This is a genomic window from Pseudomonas moraviensis subsp. stanleyae (assembly GCF_036283065.1).
Lineage (GTDB): Bacteria > Pseudomonadota > Gammaproteobacteria > Pseudomonadales > Pseudomonadaceae > Aquipseudomonas > Aquipseudomonas stanleyae.
This window is the reverse complement of sequence record NZ_JAADJI010000007.1, coordinates 344,859-362,535: the sequence shown is the minus strand read 5'-3', so window position 1 is coordinate 362,535 and position 17,677 is coordinate 344,859. Positions and strand designations below refer to the sequence as shown.

The 17,677-nt window shown below is 62.1% G+C and carries 16 protein-coding genes; 10 read left to right on the top strand and 6 right to left on the bottom strand.

The window, feature by feature from the left end; genetic code table 11:
* Nucleotides 1-276: 276 nt before the first annotated feature.
* On the bottom strand, nt 277-1,653 hold the full coding sequence (ffh, locus tag GXB78_RS15165; RefSeq protein WP_007967791.1) for a signal recognition particle protein: 1,377 nt from the start codon (nt 1,651-1,653) through the stop codon (nt 277-279).
* A 210-nt stretch (nt 1,654-1,863) separates the two neighbouring features.
* On the opposite strand from ffh, the gene GXB78_RS15160 reads away from it, so the two are divergent.
* From GXB78_RS15160 to GXB78_RS15150, 3 genes are all read left to right on the top strand, one after another.
* Nucleotides 1,864-2,676 (top strand): cytochrome C assembly family protein, encoded by an 813-nt coding sequence (locus GXB78_RS15160; RefSeq protein WP_016771539.1) that lies wholly within the window; start codon nt 1,864-1,866, stop codon nt 2,674-2,676.
* Nucleotides 2,677-2,688: 12 nt separating this feature from the next.
* Nucleotides 2,689-3,930, top strand: coding sequence for a CNNM domain-containing protein (locus GXB78_RS15155; RefSeq protein WP_329515955.1), 1,242 nt, complete (start codon nt 2,689-2,691; stop codon nt 3,928-3,930).
* A 267-nt stretch (nt 3,931-4,197) separates the two neighbouring features.
* The gene (locus GXB78_RS15150; protein ID WP_329515954.1) at nt 4,198-5,514 is read left to right on the top strand and encodes an MFS transporter; all 1,317 of its coding nucleotides are present in this window, start codon (nt 4,198-4,200) and stop codon (nt 5,512-5,514) included.
* A 92-nt stretch (nt 5,515-5,606) separates the two neighbouring features.
* On the opposite strand, the gene purT is transcribed toward GXB78_RS15150, so the two are convergent.
* The 5 genes from purT to GXB78_RS15125 all read right to left on the bottom strand — a co-directional run bounded on the left by purT (nt 5,607) and on the right by GXB78_RS15125 (nt 8,886).
* Nucleotides 5,607-6,788, bottom strand: a complete 1,182-nt coding sequence (purT, locus tag GXB78_RS15145; RefSeq protein WP_024011715.1) for a formate-dependent phosphoribosylglycinamide formyltransferase — start codon at nt 6,786-6,788, stop codon at nt 5,607-5,609.
* Between the two features lie 100 nt (nt 6,789-6,888).
* Complete coding sequence (locus GXB78_RS15140) at nt 6,889-7,356, bottom strand: VUT family protein (RefSeq protein ID WP_016771544.1); 468 nt, start codon at nt 7,354-7,356, stop codon at nt 6,889-6,891.
* 154 nt (nt 7,357-7,510) lie between these two features.
* A complete protein-coding gene (locus GXB78_RS15135) occupies nt 7,511-7,726 on the bottom strand; it encodes a DUF1289 domain-containing protein (RefSeq protein ID WP_329515953.1) in 216 nt (71 codons plus the stop codon).
* Nucleotides 7,723-8,247, bottom strand: a complete 525-nt coding sequence (locus tag GXB78_RS15130) for a gamma carbonic anhydrase family protein (protein ID WP_329515952.1) — start codon at nt 8,245-8,247, stop codon at nt 7,723-7,725. Before GXB78_RS15130 ends, GXB78_RS15135 begins: the two co-directional genes overlap by 4 nt.
* A 39-nt stretch (nt 8,248-8,286) precedes the next feature.
* Entirely contained in the window at nt 8,287-8,886 is a 600-nt protein-coding gene (locus GXB78_RS15125; protein ID WP_329515951.1) for a CoA pyrophosphatase, read from the bottom strand.
* A gap of 147 nt (nt 8,887-9,033) precedes the next feature.
* Here GXB78_RS15125 and GXB78_RS15120 point away from each other — a divergent pair, with 147 nt between their 5' ends.
* The 7 genes from GXB78_RS15120 (at nt 9,034) to nagE (ending at nt 17,620) form a co-directional block, all read left to right on the top strand.
* Nucleotides 9,034-9,588 carry an NUDIX hydrolase gene (locus GXB78_RS15120; protein ID WP_329515950.1) on the top strand — a complete coding sequence of 185 codons (555 nt, stop codon included), beginning with the start codon at nt 9,034-9,036 and terminating at the stop codon, nt 9,586-9,588.
* Nucleotides 9,589-9,662: 74 nt separating this feature from the next.
* Nucleotides 9,663-10,178, top strand: a complete 516-nt coding sequence (locus GXB78_RS15115) for a L,D-transpeptidase family protein (RefSeq protein ID WP_329515949.1) — start codon at nt 9,663-9,665, stop codon at nt 10,176-10,178.
* 282 nt (nt 10,179-10,460) lie between these two features.
* A complete protein-coding gene (locus tag GXB78_RS15110; protein WP_065615855.1) occupies nt 10,461-11,192 on the top strand; it encodes a GntR family transcriptional regulator in 732 nt (243 codons plus the stop codon).
* Between the two features lie 24 nt (nt 11,193-11,216).
* Entirely contained in the window at nt 11,217-12,323 is a 1,107-nt protein-coding gene (gene nagA, locus GXB78_RS15105; protein ID WP_329515948.1) for an N-acetylglucosamine-6-phosphate deacetylase, read from the top strand.
* Entirely contained in the window at nt 12,304-13,326 is a 1,023-nt protein-coding gene (locus GXB78_RS15100; RefSeq protein ID WP_329515947.1) for an SIS domain-containing protein, read from the top strand. The genes nagA and GXB78_RS15100 overlap by 20 nt, the downstream gene beginning before the upstream one ends.
* 30 nt (nt 13,327-13,356) lie before the next feature.
* Nucleotides 13,357-15,870, top strand: a complete 2,514-nt coding sequence (gene ptsP / locus GXB78_RS15095) for a phosphoenolpyruvate--protein phosphotransferase (protein ID WP_329515946.1) — start codon at nt 13,357-13,359, stop codon at nt 15,868-15,870.
* Nucleotides 15,871-15,904: 34 nt separating this feature from the next.
* Complete coding sequence (gene nagE / locus GXB78_RS15090; RefSeq protein ID WP_329515945.1) at nt 15,905-17,620, top strand: N-acetylglucosamine-specific PTS transporter subunit IIBC; 1,716 nt, start codon at nt 15,905-15,907, stop codon at nt 17,618-17,620.
* Nucleotides 17,621-17,677 lie beyond the last annotated feature (57 nt).

Genomic DNA, 17,677 nt, shown 5'->3' with positions numbered 1-17,677 from the left:
TAAATGCACAGCGGGCATGGGTGCCCGAAAGGCCGCATATTCTAAGGAATATCCGGACTTTTGCAAATGACTTTTTCCGGCGCCCATGGCATGCCGTGCGGATTTGCATAGAGAGCCGTCGATGAAAACGGCCAGTCAGCTCCCGCCGAGTGCGGGTTTGCTGTTGATCCTGCGTCCTTGCAGGGTCTGCGCCGGTGCGACGACCGGCGCGGATCTTGTGCCCGCCTCACCCATTCACTTGCCATACATAAGCAGAAACGAGTCAGACGGAGCGTCTTACATCTTCGGCATGCCGCCGCCGGGCAACATACCGCCCATGCCGCGCATCATTTTCGCCATACCGCCTTTGGCGGTGAATTTCTTCATCATCTTCTGCATCTGCTTGTGCTGCTTGATCAAGCGGCCGATGTCCTGCACCTGCGTGCCGGAACCCATGGCGATCCGACGCTTGCGCGAACCGCTGATCAGCTCAGGGTCGCGGCGCTCGGCCGGGGTCATGGAATTGATGATGGCTTCCATCTGCTTGAACTGCTTCTCTGCGGCGTTCTGGGCATTGCCCATCTGCGACAGGTTGACGCCGCCGATGCTCGGCAGTTTGTCCATGAGGCCGCCGAGGCCGCCCATGTTCTTCATCTGTTGCAGCTGATCGCGGAAGTCTTCGAGGTCGAAGCCCTTGCCCTTTTTCAGCTTCTTGGCCAGTTTGTCGGCCTTGTCCTTGTCGAGGGTCGCTTCAGCCTGCTCGATCAGGCTGAGCACGTCGCCCATGCCGAGGATGCGCGAGGCGATACGCTCAGGGTGGAACGGATCGAGGGCTTCGCTCTTCTCGCCCATACCGATGAACTTGATCGGCTTGCCGGTGATGGCGCGCACCGACAGTGCGGCACCGCCACGGGCGTCGCCGTCAACCTTGGTCAGGATCACACCGGTCAGCGGCAGCGCATCGCCGAAGGCCTTAGCCGTGTTGGCGGCGTCCTGACCGGTCATGGCGTCGACCACGAACAGGGTTTCGACCGGATTGATCGCGGCGTGCAGCGCCTTGATCTCGCCCATCATCTCTTCATCGATGTGCAGACGACCGGCGGTGTCGACGATGACCACGTCGATGAATTTCAGTTTTGCTTCTTTAATAGCCGCGTTGGCGATGTCGACCGGCTTCTGGCTCAGGTCGGACGGGAAGAACGTGACGCCGATGTCGTTGGCCAGGGTTTCCAGTTGCTTGATCGCCGCCGGACGGTAGATGTCCGCCGAGACGACCATGACCGACTTCTTCTTGCGCTCTTTAAGGAAGCGCGCCAGCTTGCCGGCAGTGGTGGTTTTACCCGCACCCTGCAGACCGGCCATCAGAATCACGGCAGGAGGAACAGCGCTCAGGTTCAGATCTTCGTTGGCCGCGCCCATCAGGCTTTCGAGTTCGGCCTGGACGATCTTCACGAACGCCTGGCCCGGCGTCAGGCTGCGCGACACCTCGGTGCCAACAGCGCGCTCCTTGACCGAATTGACGAAGTCCTTGACCACCGGCAGTGCGACGTCAGCTTCGAGCAACGCCATGCGCACTTCACGCAGGGTGTCTTTGATATTGTCCTCGGTCAGCTTCGCCTTGCCGGTGACATGGCGCAGCGTCTGCGAGAGACGGTCGGTTAAGTTTTCAAACATTGCGCGATCCTTTCAGGCCCTGTACGAACCGGGATAATGGCGGCCCAGACCGGAATCAACATGTGCTCGGCGAGCCTGCGGCGTGGGCAGGTCGCGGATTATAGCGAAGACTGCGGCCGGCGGACACCTCGCCGTCAGCTTGCGGAGTCTTTCGTGCCGTGGCGGTTCTATGCCAAACTCAGCGCCTTTCGGGCTCGCCTAACAGGATTTATGCTCCCCTTGTCACCCAGTTTGCTGACCACCCTCGCCGCCGCCCTGCTCTACGCCGCTGCGACCGTCTATCAAAGTACCCGCCTGGCCACCGGCGCCAAGGCGAACAAGCGCCTGCTGGTCAGCCTCGGCGTGTTCGCTGTGCTCGCCCACGGCGCCAGCCTGCTCACTCATCTGTTGACCCCGATCGGCCTGGGCCTGGACTTTTTCAGCGCCTCGAGCCTGATTGCCGCCGCGGTGATTGCCCTGACCCTGCTCGCCTGTTCGCGGATCCCGGTGGAAAACCTGCTGGTGCTGCTGTTCCCGCTGGGCGCGATCACGGTATTGCTGGCGCAGTTCGCGCCGACCGGCACGGTGCAGATCATCGATGAAGAGCCGGGCATCCTCGCCCACATTCTATTGTCCATCCTCGCCTACGGCATGTTCACCATCGCCGTGTTCCAGGCGTTGCTGTTGCTGGTGCAGGACCATCAGCTCAAGCACAAGCACCCGTCCGGGCTGATCAAGAACTTCCCGCCGCTGCAAACCATGGAGAGCCTGCTGTTCGGTTTTCTCTGGGCCGGCTGGACGCTGCTGTCGCTGTCGCTGATCTCCGGCTGGCTGTTCGTCGAGAACCTGTTTGCCCAGCATCTGGTGCACAAGACCCTGCTGGCCTGCCTTGCGTGGATCGTCTTCAGCGTGCTGCTGTGGGGCCGCAACCGTCTGGGCTGGCGTGGCCACAAGGCGATTCGCTGGACCCTCGCCGGTTTCTGCCTGCTGATGCTGGCGTACTTCGGTAGCAAACTGGTTCGTGAATACATTCTGCACATCTGACGGGCGGCATAAATGGACGGTTTGCCCATAGGGCCGATGCTCGCGGTATTTGTCCTGCTGATTTTATGGTCGGGGCTGTTTACCGCCGTCGAAATCGCGCAACAGCATCTGCTCGCGCAACGTGTCGCCTCGCGCGCCGGCGATAAACCGCTGGCGAAGCTGAACTTTGCGCTCGACAGCCTGATCCTCTGCAACACCCTGTGCCGCGCCCTGGCGGTAATCATCGCGACGCTGCTGGCGATTTTTCTCTGCGAAGAAAATGGCCCGTGGGCGGCCTGCCTTGGCGCCGGTGCAATCCTGCTGGTGTTCGCCGATTATTTCCCGCGCACCGTGGCCCGGCGCTATCCCGACGCCGTGCTGGCGTTCGGCAATGCCCTGCTGGCCGTGCCGATGAAAATCGTCTATCCGTTCGCGTGGCTGTTCAGCCGCCTCAGCGCCTTGCTGATGACCCCATTCACGCGCAAGGCTCAGGTGGTGCAACAGAGCGAGGACGAGGTGCCGGCCGATCACAATGATGACCCCGAACATCCGGTGCGCGCCCATCCAGTGTCGGGCATTCATGCGCTGGACAACATCACGGTCAACGACATCCTGGTGCCGCGCAGTGACGTCGACGGTATCAACCTCGACGATTCGATCGAAGAGATCATCGAGCAACTGCGCGAGAACAAGCGCACGCGTCTGCCGGTGTTTCACAGTGACATCAATCAGGTCGAAGCGGTGCTCAACACCCGCCAGATCGGCCACCTGCTCAGTAATGGCGGACTGACTCGCGAGGCGCTGCTGGCCGCCAGCTACGAGCCGTACTTCGTCCCGGAAAGCACGCCGTTGCAGCTGCAACTGCTGAACTTCCACAAGCAGCAACGCCGCCTCGGCATGGTCGTGGACGAGTACGGCGAAGTGCTGGGCATCGTCACCCTTGAAGACATTCTCGAAGAGATCGTCGGCGAATTCGAAAGCGAGCACAGCCTCGACAACCCGCACATCCATCCTCAGGCCGACGGGCGCATGGTGATCGATGGTGCCGCGTCGATCCGCGATCTGAACAAGTGCCTGGGCTGGCATCTGCCGAGCGATGGGCCGAAGACGTTGAATGGTCTGGTCACCGAAGCGCTGGAAACCATTCCGGAAAGCGCGGTGTGTCTGAAGATCGGGCGTTATCGACTGGAAATCCTCGAGACCGAGGAGAATCGGGTGAGCAAGGTGTTGATCTGGCTGACTTCATCGGTGCCTGCTTTAGTGCCTGCCCGATAGAAGATCAAAAGATCGCAGCCTTCGGCAGCTCCTACCCTGCGATCTTTTGCGCTTGTTTGATCGTTAGCCCCCTTCCTATAATCGAGGCGCTTACCCAAGCGCCGTCGCTCCCTGTGCTTACCCGGCACTACCCGGATCCCGACTGTTTCCGCTGCAAACCGACGACTGTTCCTACTCGAAACAGCGCTCGCGCCCTACCCCACATCCCTGGGTGTTCGACCATAATAATTCGCTCCACTGGAGCTCATGACTGTCAGGGATCACCGCATGACGACCCATACCGCTTACAGCGAAACCGCGCCTGCCCAGCCGACCAATTCTGCCACCCGCGTGGCCACGGCCAGTTTTATCGGCACCGCGATCGAGTTCTACGACTTCTACGTTTATGCCACTGCTGCGGCGCTGGTAATCGGGCCGGTGTTCTTTCCGCAGACCTCCGGCACGGCGCAGATGCTTTCGGCGTTTCTCACTTTTGGTATCGCCTTTCTCGCCCGACCGCTGGGTTCGGCGCTGTTTGGCCACTTCGGCGACCGCATCGGGCGCAAATCGACGCTGGTTGCCTCACTGCTGCTGATGGGGGTGTGCACAACCTTGATTGGCGTCTTGCCGGGCTACGACAGCATCGGTGCCTGGGCGCCGATTCTGCTGTGTGTGCTGCGCTTCGGGCAGGGTCTGGGCCTTGGCGGAGAATGGGGCGGTGCGGCGCTGCTGGCCACGGAAAACGCGCCGCAGGGCAAACGTGCCTGGTTCGGCATGTTCCCGCAGCTCGGGCCATCGATTGGTTTTCTTGCAGCCAACGGCCTGTTCCTGACCCTGGCCATGACCCTGGATGACGAGCAGTTCCGCAGTTGGGGCTGGCGCATTCCGTTTCTGCTCAGCGCGGCGCTGGTGATGGTCGGCCTGTATGTGCGCCTAAAGCTGCATGAAACGCCGGTATTCGCCAACGCGATCGCCCGTCAGGAACGGGTGAAAGTGCCGCTGGTCGAGTTGTTCAGCCAATACTGGGCGCCGACCCTGCTCGGGGCGGCGGCGATGGTGGTCTGTTATGCGCTGTTCTACATCTCGACAGTGTTCTCGCTGAGCTACGGCGTGTCCACGTTGGGTTACAGCCGCGAGACTTTCCTCGGCCTGTTGTGCTTTGCCGTGTTGTTCATGGCCGCAGCGACGCCATTATCCGCCTGGGCCAGCGACCGTTACGGGCGCAAACCGGTGCTGATCATCGGTGGCGTGCTGGCGATTCTGTCCGGATTTCTGATGGAACCGTTGCTGACCCAGGGTTCGACCTGGGGCGTGGCGCTGTTTCTGTGCATCGAGCTGTTTTTGATGGGCGTGACGTTCGCACCGATGGGCGCGCTGTTGCCTGAGCTGTTTCCGACCCATGTGCGTTATACCGGCGCTTCAGCGGCGTACAACCTGGGCGGCATCGTCGGGGCGTCGGCGGCGCCGTTCTTTGCGCAGAAACTGGTGGCGATGGGTGGGTTGAGCTATGTCGGCGGGTACGTGTCGGCGGCAGCGGTGTTGAGCTTGATTGCGGTGTTGTGCCTGAAGGAAACCCGTGGCAATGACCTGAATCGTGTCGCTTGATAGATAGCTATCGCGAGCAGGCTCGCTCCCACAGGGAAATGCATTCCAAATGTGGGAGCGAGCCTGCTCGCGAATAGCTGCCGCGACTCGGTTTACAGCTCTACAACAACAGCCTGCGACGCACGAGTGGCCTTGGCGCGAGCAGCTTCGATCGATTCGTCCCGTGCCAGCGCCACGCCCATGCGGCGCTGACCGTTCACTTCCGGCTTGCCGAACAGACGCAGCGCGGTGTCCGGCTCGCTCAGCGCAGCACCGAGATTGGCGAATGCAGTCTGGGTCGACTGGCCTTCCACCAGAATCACCGCCGACGCCGACGGGCCGAACTGACGGATCAGCGGTACCGGCAGGCCAAGAATGGCGCGGGCGTGCAGAGCGAATTGCGACAGGTCCTGGGAAATCAGCGTCACCAGACCGGTGTCATGCGGGCGCGGCGAGACTTCGCTGAACCACACCTGATCGCCTTTGATGAACAGCTCGACGCCAAACAGACCACGGCCACCCAACGCTTCAGTGACTGCTTTGGCAACGCGCTCGGATTCAGCCAGCGCAATCGGGCTCATGGCCTGTGGCTGCCAGGATTCCTGATAGTCGCCCTTCTCCTGACGGTGACCGACCGGTGCGCAGAAGGTGGTGCCGCCAATGTGACGCACGGTCAGCAGGGTGATTTCGTAATCGAAATCGATAAAGCCTTCGATGATCACCCGACCTTTGCCGGCGCGCCCGCCCTCTTGCGCGTAATCCCAGGCTTTCTGCACGTCATCGGCGCTGCGCAGCAGGCTCTGGCCCTTGCCCGACGAACTCATTACCGGCTTGACCACGCAAGGGAAACCCAGGTCCTGAACGGCTTTGCTGTAGTCCTCGAAGGTGTCGGCAAAGTGGTACGGCGAGGTCGGCAGGTCCAGCTCTTCGGCGGCCAGGCGACGGATGCCTTCGCGGTTCATGGTCAGCTGTGCGGCGCGCGCGGTCGGAATCACGGTGAAGCCTTCGGCTTCCAGCTCGACCAGCGTTGCGGTGGCGATGGCTTCGATTTCCGGCACGATGAAGTGCGGCTTCTCAGCCTCGATGACTGCACGCAAAGCAGCGCCATCGAGCATGTTGATCACGTGGCTGCGGTGGGCGACTTGCATGGCCGGGGCGTTGGCGTAGCGGTCGACGGCAATCACTTCAACGCCCAGGCGCTGCAGTTCGATTACCACTTCCTTGCCCAACTCACCACAGCCACACAGCAATACGCGGGTCGCGGTTGGCGACAATGGAGTTCCGATACGGGTCATCTCAGGTCCTCAAAGGAAGCGGATCATCGAGGAAAGCCACGCAAGTGCGCTTTCCATGGGGAGAAAGCGCGGCATTTTACATGAACCCGAGGGTTTGGCTTCAGCTGGCGACAGCCTGTTTGCGATCACGCCAGGCCATGATCAGCCAGACGGCGGTGACGCCGGCGAACTTCGAAGCCAGCGCAGTGATGATCACCGGTGGTGTCAAGGCGTCGATCATGCCGAAAAAGATGAAGGTATCCAGCGGAATGCTCAGCGCCGAACTGATCCACAAGCGGTCGCGCAACGGCCGCTTGGTGATGCTGAACACCAGCCAGTCGATGCACTCGGAGACCGCAAACGCCGTGGCGCTGGCCAGCGCGATGGAAGGGTCGGAAGTGATGTAGGAGAGCACCAGCGCCGCCAGCATCGCCACGATCGCGCCATGACCGAAGCGTGTTTGCACCATGTCGCGCAGGACAAACACCAATCCGCCCCAGGCCGACCAGATGATGTCCAGGTGCGGTGCGGTGGAAAAGGCGAAGTTGATCAGCACGACGCTGCTGATATAGGCGATGAGGAAGATCATGGAGGCGGCCTGTCGATTTGGCGCACAGGTTACTCGAGCGCTGGTATTGCGCCAATAGGTGCGGTGACAGGACCGACGTCTTCGCGAGCAGGCTCGCTCCCACAGTGGAAGGCATTTTCAAGGTGGGAGCGAGCCTGCTCGCGAAAGCGGTGGCTCAGAAGCCTGACTTCGCGGGAATCATCCAGACCAACCCACTCGCCTTCGCCCGCTCATGACACAACCCCAGCACCACCCGGCGCTCGTCGTTGTTCATGCGGCCCCAGCGGGTGATCTCTGCGACCGTGCGCTGGCATCCGGTGCAAACATCATCTTCATCCAGCGCGCAAATATTCACACACGGCGAGGCGACGGGTCGTTCGACAGTCGTCATTGTTCCTGCTCAACCAGATCGCGGGCGTAACGCTGCGAGTTATGCACATAGTGCGCGGCGCTGGCTTCGAGCATCTTTTTCTGCGGCTCGGTGAGTTCACGCACGACCTTGCCCGGCGAGCCCATCACCAGCGAACCGTCGGGAATTTCCTTGCCTTCGCCGATCAGCGAATTGGCGCCGATGATGCAGTTCTTGCCGATCTTCGCGCCGTTGAGAATCACCGCGTTGATGCCGATCAGGCTGTAATCGCCGACCGTGCAACCGTGAAGCATGGCGTTGTGGCCGATGGTCACGCCGGCACCGATGGTCAGTGGATAGCCCATGTCGGTGTGCATCACCGTACCGTCCTGCACATTGCTGTTCTTGCCGATGAGGATCAGTTCGTTGTCGCCGCGCAATACGGCGTTGAACCAGACGTTGGCGCCCTCTTCCAGGCGAACCTTGCCCACCAGCACGGCATTGGGCGCGACCCAGCTCTGTGGATGGGTTTCGACACGGGCGTCGCCCAGGCGGTATTTCATCTTGTTTTCCTCAGGGCTCACGGCCGTTCGAACGACGGCTCAGGTATCGATAAAGCTTTTCGGCGGTCGGTGCAGGCTGATTTTGGCGTCATAGAGCAGGTTGATCAACTCGACGATCATGATCGCCGTCAGGCCCCAGATCTTGTACTCGCCGAAGCGATAGCTCGGCACATACCAACTGCGGCCCTGATAGTCGATCCGATGGGTATGTTCGCGCGGGTCCTTGCGGAAGAATTCCAGCGGTACGCTGAAGACGGCGGCGATTTCGGCATCATTTGGCTGGTATTCGACAAAGTCGGGAATCACCCCGACATACGGCGTTACCTTGATGCCGTGCAGGGAAATCAGCGGACTCAGCGGGCCGACGACTTCGACCAGGCCCGGCGGCAGGCCGATCTCTTCTTCGGCTTCGCGCAGCGCGGTGAATATGAGGTCCGGGTCTTCCGGGTCGCGGCGCCCTCCGGGGAAGGCGACTTCGCCGCCGTGGGTCGAAAGCCCGCTGGCGCGCAGGGTCAGGACCAGTTCCGGTTCGTCACTGCGGGTGATCGGCACCAGCACGGCGGCTTCGGGGAAACGTGCGTCGGTCTCCAGCGTGCGCGGTGTGTGGTTGCTTACCCTATGCAGTAGCTCGTCCAGCATGAGTGTTCTCGATCGGTGCCTTGCTCCGCATCATGCACCAATCAAAGCGAGCGCCCAAGCCCCCGAAACCCGTCGTGTCGCGAAACGACAACTTGCCGACCGCCCCCGCTGCACGCCAAGATAGGCGCAGCATTCAGGAACCCGAGCATGAAATTTTGCAGCCACTGCGGTAACCCGGTCACCCAGCGCATTCCCGAAGGCGACTCGCGGCTGCGATTTGTCTGCGACAGCTGTCAGACCATTCACTACCAGAATCCCAATATCGTCGCCGGTTGCGTGCCGACCTGGGGTACAAAAGTGTTGCTCTGCCGCCGCGCCATCGAGCCGCGCCTCGGTTACTGGACACTGCCCGCCGGTTTCATGGAAAACGGCGAGACGATCGAACAGGCCGCCATCCGCGAAACCGCCGAGGAAGCCTGCGCCCGGGTGCGCAACCTGAGCATCTACACGCTGATCGACGTACCGCACATCAGCCAGGTGCATGTATTCTTTCGCGCCGAACTGGCCGATCTGCAGTTCGCTGCCGGGCCGGAAAGCCTCGAAGTGCAGCTGTTCGATGAGGCCGACATCCCTTGGGACGAGCTGGCTTTCCGCACGGTCGGGCGTACCTTAGAATGCTTCTTCGCTGATCGGCGCGTCGAAAAGTATCCGGTACGTTCGGAATCGATTCCGCCATTGGTTCAGCCGGTGATTGTTGGCTAGAAGATCAAAAGATCGCAGCCTTCGGCAGCTCCCACCTAAAACCTGATTGCGTCACTCCCTGGGGAATCGTTTCAATGCGCTGGTTGCTTGCCCTGTTCTGCCTGTCGTTCGTCAGCGTTTCGCAAGCGTCATTCGTGACCACCGTGACGCCGTCGAACACCCCGCTGATCGAAAAAATCCTGGTCCTCAAATCAGCCCACCAACTGCAACTGATTGCCGACGGCAAGCCACTGAAGACTTATCGCATCTCGCTGGGCAAGGGCGCGAAAAAAGGCCCGAAACTGATCGAAGGCGACAAACGCACACCCGAGGGCTTCTATTGGATCGACTGGCGCAAGACCAGCGAGAAATTCAACCTGTCGATGCACATCTCCTACCCGAACATCAGCGATGCCGCCCGCGCCCGCCGCGAAGGTGTCGAGCCAGGCGGGATGATCATGATCCACGGCACTCCGGACTCGGAAGACAACCCGGAGCAGCTGTTCCACACCCTCGACTGGACCGATGGCTGCATCGCCATGCGCAATGTCGATATGCGTGAAGTGTGGAACCTGGTGCCCGACGGCACGATGATCGAGATTCGTCCGTAACCTCGACCGCTGGTCGCCCGCAAAAAAATAAATCAAAAGATCGCAGCCTTCGGCAGCTCCTACAGGGTTGATACCACTTCCCACTGTAGGAGCTGCCGAAGGCTGCGATCTTTTGCTTTTCAACGTCCACCGCTAATACCACTTAAGACCACCACCCCCTAAAGCCCCGATATTCGCGGGTTACAAGCCATTTACCTGCGTTGACATGGTATTCAAGTGGTATTAGTTTCCGCCCCACAAGCGAGCCACAACAATCCTATACTCGCAGCGGAAACGACCTACATGAACGACCTCCAATCCCTACGTCCTGACGACGCCCAGCCGACGCCGCTGTACTTGCAGCTGGCGCGCAATCTGGAAGCGGCGATTCATGCCGGGCAGTGGAAGGCCGAACAGGCAATGCCGTCCGAGCGCAACCTCAGCGACCAGCTCGGCATCTCCCGGGTCACCGCGCGCAAGGCATTGGAAGTCTTGCTCGATCAAGGTCTGATCCGCCGGCTGCAAGGCTCTGGAACATTCATCACCCCCCGCCTGGAACAACCGCTGTCACGTCTTTCCGGCTTCAGCGAAATGCTGCGTTTGAAAGGCTTCGTACCCAGCTCGAAATGGCTGGAGCGGGAAATCACCCTGCCGACCCACGAAGAACTGATCCGCCTCGGCCTGTCGCCGAACGACAAGGTCGCGCGCATGAAGCGTCTGCGCAAAGCCGATGACACGGTCATGGCGATTGAAATGAGCACCCTGCCCGCGTCGATCATGCCCAAGCCGCAAGCGGTGGGCGATTCGCTCTACGAATATCTCGACGGCATCGGCAAACCGATCGTCCGCGCCCTCCAGCACATCCAGGCGATCAACGCCTCTGACGAGTTCGCCGCCCTGGTCGGCATCGCCCCCGGCACCGCCATGCTGCTGATGACCCGGGTCGGCTATCTGGAAGACAACACGCCGATCGAAGTCACCGACACCTATTGCCGCAACGATTACTACGACTTTGTTGCAGAGCTGCGCCGCTGAGCGCGGCCCCAAGCGAGAACGAAAATGTCAGAAGACAACATCCTCACCGCCAGCGGCTGGGTTCGCGGCCGGCTGATTCACCAACACGGCAAGCTCGTGTCGATCGAAGGCGTGCCCTGCGATCCGGCCGATAACGATCTGCCCTATCTGCTGCCCGGTTTTATCGATCTGCACGTCCACGGCGGCGGCGGCAAAGACATCATGGAAGGCGCCAGCGCCTTCGAAACCATCAGCAAAACCCATGTGCGTTTTGGCACCACTTCGCTGTTGGCCACCACCATGACTGCGCCGAGCGCCGAGATCTCCAGCGTCCTTAAAGAGGTAGGAGAATTCTGCGAACAGCGTCCGAAAGGCGCCGCGCGAGTGCTTGGCGTGCACCTTGAAGGCCCGTACATCAACCCGGGAAAACTCGGTGCCCAACCCAATTTCGCCCACACCGCGTTGATCGCCGAAGTCGAAGAATATCTGGCGCTGGCGCCGATCCGCGTGATTACGATCGCCCCGGAAATCGCCGGTCACGATGCCTTGATCCGTGAGCTGAGCAGCCGTGGCATCCGCATGCAGATCGGCCACACCCTCGGCAGTTACGAGGAAGGCGTCGCCGCGCTGGCTGCCGGTGCGACCAGTTTCACTCACCTGTACAACGCGATGAGTCCGCTACATCACCGCGAGCCGGGCATCGTCGGCGCGGCGCTGGCCCACGCCAAATACGCCGAGCTGATCCCCGATCTGCTGCACGTGCACCCTGGCGCCATTCGCGTGGCCCTGCGCTCGATCCCGTGCCTGTATTGCGTCACCGATTCGACCGCCGCCGCCGGCATGCCCGACGGTGAATACAAGCTCGGCAGCCACACCGTGACCAAATGCCTGGGCGGCGTGCGCCTGCCCGACGGCACGCTGGCCGGCAGCACCCTGACCATGGATCAGGCCCTGCGCAATCTGGTGAAGATCGGTCTGCCGATCAGCGAAGCCTCGCAGCGTCTGTCGCAATTTCCCGCCGACTACCTCGGCATTCCCGAACGCGGGCGCCTTGCCCCGGGTGCCTGGGCCGACTGCGTGCGGTTCGATCGCTCACTCACACTGACCGCCGTCACGGTCGAAGGAGAAGACATTGACTTCAAAAATGCTTGAAGAGGCGCTGTCCTCGTTCGAGGCCGTGCAAGCCCAACTGCAACAGCTCGATGCGCCGATGATCGAGATCGCCGGGCGCCTGCGCCGGCAGCCGCCACAAGTAGCGATGACCGTCGCCCGAGGCAGCTCCGACCACGCGGCGAGCTACTTCGCCTACCTGACCATGCAGCAACTGGGCGTGCCGGTGGCCTCATTGCCGATGTCGGTGGTGACCATGCAGCAAGCGCCCCTGAAGGTCAGCGGTCAGGTCGCCTTCGCGTTTTCGCAGTCGGGGCAGAGCCCGGACCTGGTCAACAGCCTGCGCCTGTTGCGCAAGCGTGGCGCGCTGAGCGTGTCAATGGTCAATGCCGCCGATTCGCCACTGGAAGCGGCCTGTGAATTCAGCCTGCCGCTGCTTGCCGGGACTGAAAGCAGCGTCGCCGCGACCAAGAGCTTCATCGCCACCCTCAGCGCCAGCGCGCGTTTGATTGCGCACTGGAAAGAGGACAGCGAATTGCTTGAGGCCGGCAACGCGCTGCCTGAAGGTTTGCGCGAAGCCGCAAAACAGGACTGGAGCGTCGCCATCGAAGCGCTGCGCGATTGCGAGCGCCTGATGGTGATCGGCCGTGGCGCCGGTTTCGCCATCGCCCAGGAAGCGGCGTTGAAATTCAAGGAAACCTCGGCGATTCAGGCCGAAGCGTTCAGCAGCGCCGAAGTCCGTCACGGGCCGATGGCGTTGATCGACGAGCACTATCCACTGCTGGTTTTCGCCCCTCGCGGTGCCGAGCAAGCCGGCCTGCTGAGCCTCGCGGCAGAAATGCGTCAACGCGGCGCCCGGGTATTGCTCGCTGCCCCGGATGACGTCAGCGAGCGCGACCTGACCCTGACCCGCGCCGAGCACCCGGCCCTCGACCCTATTCTGGCGATCCAGAGTTTCTACGTGATGGCCGCAGGCCTGGCCGTGGCGCGGGGCATGGACCCGGATCAGCCGCGCCATTTGAGCAAAGTGACCCGCACGCATTGACCACCGAGATTCATCTGATGAGATCCAGCCATGCCCGACAACAATAAAGAGCTGACCCTCAGCGCCCCGCTCAGCGGCCCCGTGCTGACGCTCGCCAACGTCCCGGACGCGGTGTTCGCCAGCGGCGCGATGGGCGACGGCATCGCCATCGACCCGCTCAACGACACGCTGTATTCGCCCTGCGCCGGGGTGATCATCCACGTCGCGCGCAGCAGCCACGCGGTGACCGTGCGCGCCGACAACGGCGCGGAAATCCTCCTGCACCTGGGCCTCGACACCGTTGAGCTGAACGGCGAAGGTTTTGCCATGCTGGTCAAGGAAAGCGATCGCGTGAGCCTCGGTCAGCCGCTGTTGCGCTATGACCTGGACAAGGTCGGCCAGCACTGCAAAAGCCTGGTCAGCCTGTTGATCCTGACCAACAGCGCGGATTTTCAGGTGCGGCCGATCACCCTCAAAGCGGTGAAAGTCGGCGAGCCGCTGCTGCACATCATCGCGCGCAACGTTGTCGCGGCGAATACCGATATAAGCGGCGGGCCTGAGGTTCGTGGTCAAATGCGCGTCGCTCATCGCGGCGGTTTGCATGCGCGTCCCGCTGCGCTGATCCGCCAGACTGCTCAGGGTTTCAACAGCCGGTCACAGCTGCACTTCAATGGCAAATCGGCGCCGTGCAACAGCCTGATCGGGCTGATGGGGCTGGCGATCGGAGAACAGGATGAGGTGCAGGTCAGTTGTCAGGGCCCGGACGCCGATGCAGCATTGCAAGCCTTGCTCAGCGCATTGGCCACGGCACTGCCGGAGGATCATCACGCGCAAGCGCCGGTCCGCACTGCGGCGCCGAAACGCCCGGCCGAGGCTGGCGTGCTGCACGGCGTTTGCGCGGCGCCGGGGCTGGTCGCCGGGCCGTTGTTTCGCTTGAACGCGATCACGCTGCCGGCGGATGCGGGCAATCACGATCCGGAGCAACAGCAGCAGCTTCTCGAAACGGCATTGAACGCAGTGCGCAGCGAAATCGCCGCCACCCTCGCCCAAGCGAAAAAGCACAGGAACGCCGACGAAGAAGCGATCTTCGCCGCGCACATGGCGCTGCTCGAAGACCCGGCTCTGCTCGACGCTGCGCAGCAGTTCATCGTGCAAGGCACCGCGGCGACTCACGCCTGGAGTCAGTCGATCGACGCGCAGTGCGACATGCTGCAAGGTATCGGCAGTGCGCTGCTGGCCGAACGCGCCAACGATTTGCGCGACCTCAAGCAACGCGTGCTGCGCGCCCTGCTTGGGGAGGCCTGGCAATACCAGGTACCGGCCGGCGCCATCGTCGCCGCCCAGGAACTGACCCCATCGGATCTGCTGCAACTCAGCGCGGAAGGTGTCGCCGGGTTGTGCATGGCCGAGGGCGGCGCAACCTCGCACGTCGCGATTCTGGCGCGCGGCAAAGGCCTGCCGTGCCTCGTGGCTTTGGGCGCGCAATTGCTTGAGCAGCCGCAAGATCAGGCCGTGGTGCTCGACGCTGACGGCGGTCGTCTCGAACTGACGCCGAATGCGCAACGCCTGGCCGACGTGCAACAGGCGCAGATCGAGCACCAGCAGCGCCGCGAAAGCCAGCAAGCCAAGGCGCATCTGCCTGCCGAAACGCGCAATGGCGTGCACATCGAAGTGGTCGCCAACGTCGCCTCAAGCAGCGAAGCGACGGACGCTTTTGCCAACGGTGCCGATGGCGTCGGCCTGTTGCGCACCGAGTTTCTCTTCGTCGATCGTCAGACTGCACCGGACGTCGAAGAACAGCGCAGCGCCTATCAAGCGGTCATCGATGCCATGGGCGACAAGTCGGTGATCATCCGCACCATCGACGTCGGTGGCGACAAGCAACTCGACTACCTGCCGCTGCCTGCCGAAGCCAACCCGGTGCTCGGCCTGCGCGGTATTCGTCTGGCGCAGGCGCGCCCGGACATCCTCGATCAGCAACTGCGCGCGCTGTTGCAGGTCAAGCCGTTGCAGCGATGCCGGATTCTGTTGCCGATGGTCACTGAAGTCGACGAACTGCTGCAGATCCGCCAGCGCGTTGATGCCTTGTGCCTTGAGCTGGGCATTGCCGAGCGTCCGCAGATCGGCGTGATGATCGAAGTTCCTGCCGCCGCGCTGCAAGCCGAACAACTGGCCGAACACGCCGACTTTCTCTCGATCGGTACCAACGATCTGTCGCAATACACCCTGGCCATGGACCGCGATCACGCCGGGCTGGCGGCGCGGGTCGACGCCCTGCATCCAGCGCTGCTGCGCCTGATCGCCATGACTTGCGAAGGCGCGGCGGTGCACAAGCGCTGGGTCGGCGTCTGCGGCGCCCTCGCCTCCGACCCGTTGGCGACGCCGGTGCTGATCGGCCTGGGCGTTACCGAGCTGTCGGTGAGCCCGGTGCAGATCGGTGAGATCAAGGACCGTGTGCGCCAGCTGCACGAAGCCGAATGTCAGCGCCTGAGCCGCGACCTGCTCAAGCTCTCCAGCGCCGCCGCGGTGCGGCACGCCTGCCGTCAGAACTGGCCGTTGCCCTAACAACAAGCTCTCTTCAAAGAGCAGGAGAACCACCATGTACCAACTCTTCATCGAAGGCCTGCAACGCCTCGGCCGCGCGCTGATGCTGCCGATCGCGATCCTGCCGATCGCCGGCCTGCTGCTGCGCCTGGGCGACACCGATCTGCTGAACATCGCGATCATTCACGATGCCGGGCAAGTGATCTTCGCCAACCTGGCGATGATCTTCGCCATCGGCATCGCCGTCGGTTTCGCCAAGGACAACAACGGCACCGCCGGCCTGGCCGGGGTGATCGGTTATCTGGTGATGATCTCCACGCTCAAGGTGCTCGACTCGACGATCAACATGGGCATGCTCGCCGGCATCGTCAGCGGCCTGTTGGCCGGCGCGCTGTACAACCGCTTCAAGGACATCAAGCTGCCGGAGTATCTGGCGTTCTTCGGTGGCCGGCGATTCGTGCCGATTGTCACCGGGTTCGCGGCAGTCGGTCTGGGCGTGCTGTTCGGTTATATCTGGCCGCCGATCCAGCAGGGCATCAATGCGTTCGGCGCGCTGATGATGGAAAGCGGCAGCATCGGCGCCTTCGTCTTCGGCGTGTTCAACCGCCTGCTGATCGTCACCGGCCTGCATCACATCCTCAACAACATGGCGTGGTTCGTCTTCGGCAACTTCACCGATCCGACCACTGGGGCATTGGTGACTGGCGATCTGTCGCGGTATTTTGCCGGCGACCCGAAGGGCGGCCAGTTCATGACCGGCATGTTCCCGATGATGATCTTCGGCCTGCCCGCCGCATGCCTGGCGATGTACCGCAACGCCCTGCCGGAGCGGCGCAAGGTGATGGGCGGGATCTTCCTGTCGATGGCGCTGACCTCGTTCCTGACCGGTGTGACCGAGCCGATCGAATTCGCCTTCATGTTTCTCGCGCCGCTGCTGTTCCTCTTGCACGCGCTGCTGACCGGGCTGTCGATGGCGGTCACCAACGGCCTGAACATCCATCTGGGCTTCACCTTTTCCGGTGGTTTCATCGACATGATTCTCGGCTGGGGCAAGTCGACCAATGGCTGGTTGGTGGTACCTGTCGGACTGGCTTACGCGGCCATCTACTATCTGGTTTTCGACTTCTGTATCCGCCGCTTCAACCTGAAGACACCTGGGCGTGAAGACGTGGCCACGGCAGAAAAAGCCGTGCTCTCGGAAACCGAACGCGCCAGCGCTTACATCAAAGCCCTGGGCGGCGCAGACAACCTGCTGACCGTCGGCGCATGCACCACACGGTTGCGCCTGGAAATGGTCGACCGCAACAAGGCCTCGGACGCCGAGCTGAAAGCGCTGGGCGCGATGGCCGTGGTGCGTCCAGGCAAGGGTGGCAGTTTGCAGGTCGTGGTCGGGCCGCTGGCGGACAGCATTGCCGATGAAATCCGCTTGGCCATGCCTGCGCTGGGTCGTACTGCTTTGGTGGAAACCGCAGTAGTTGCCGATGAGCCGACGACAGTTGCACTTACCAGCAACGAGGCGCAGCAATGGCTGAACGCACTGGGCGGTGGCGACAATGTGCTGCAGCTGGATTGCATCGCCATGACCCGCATTCGCCTGCAACTGGCCGATGGCAAGGCATTGTCCGAGGCGCAGTTGAAAGGGCTGGGGTGCCTGGGCGTCAGCCAGTTGGACGGCGGCGTCTGGCACTTGCTGGTGGGGGACAAGGCAGCGAGTTTGAGTGGGGCGATCGAGGCGTTGGTGAATCGTCGGGAGGTCAGCGCGCAGGTCTGATATGCGCTGGCCAGGCGGGCCTCTTCGCGAGCAGGCCCGCCGTCCTCTGCAATGCAC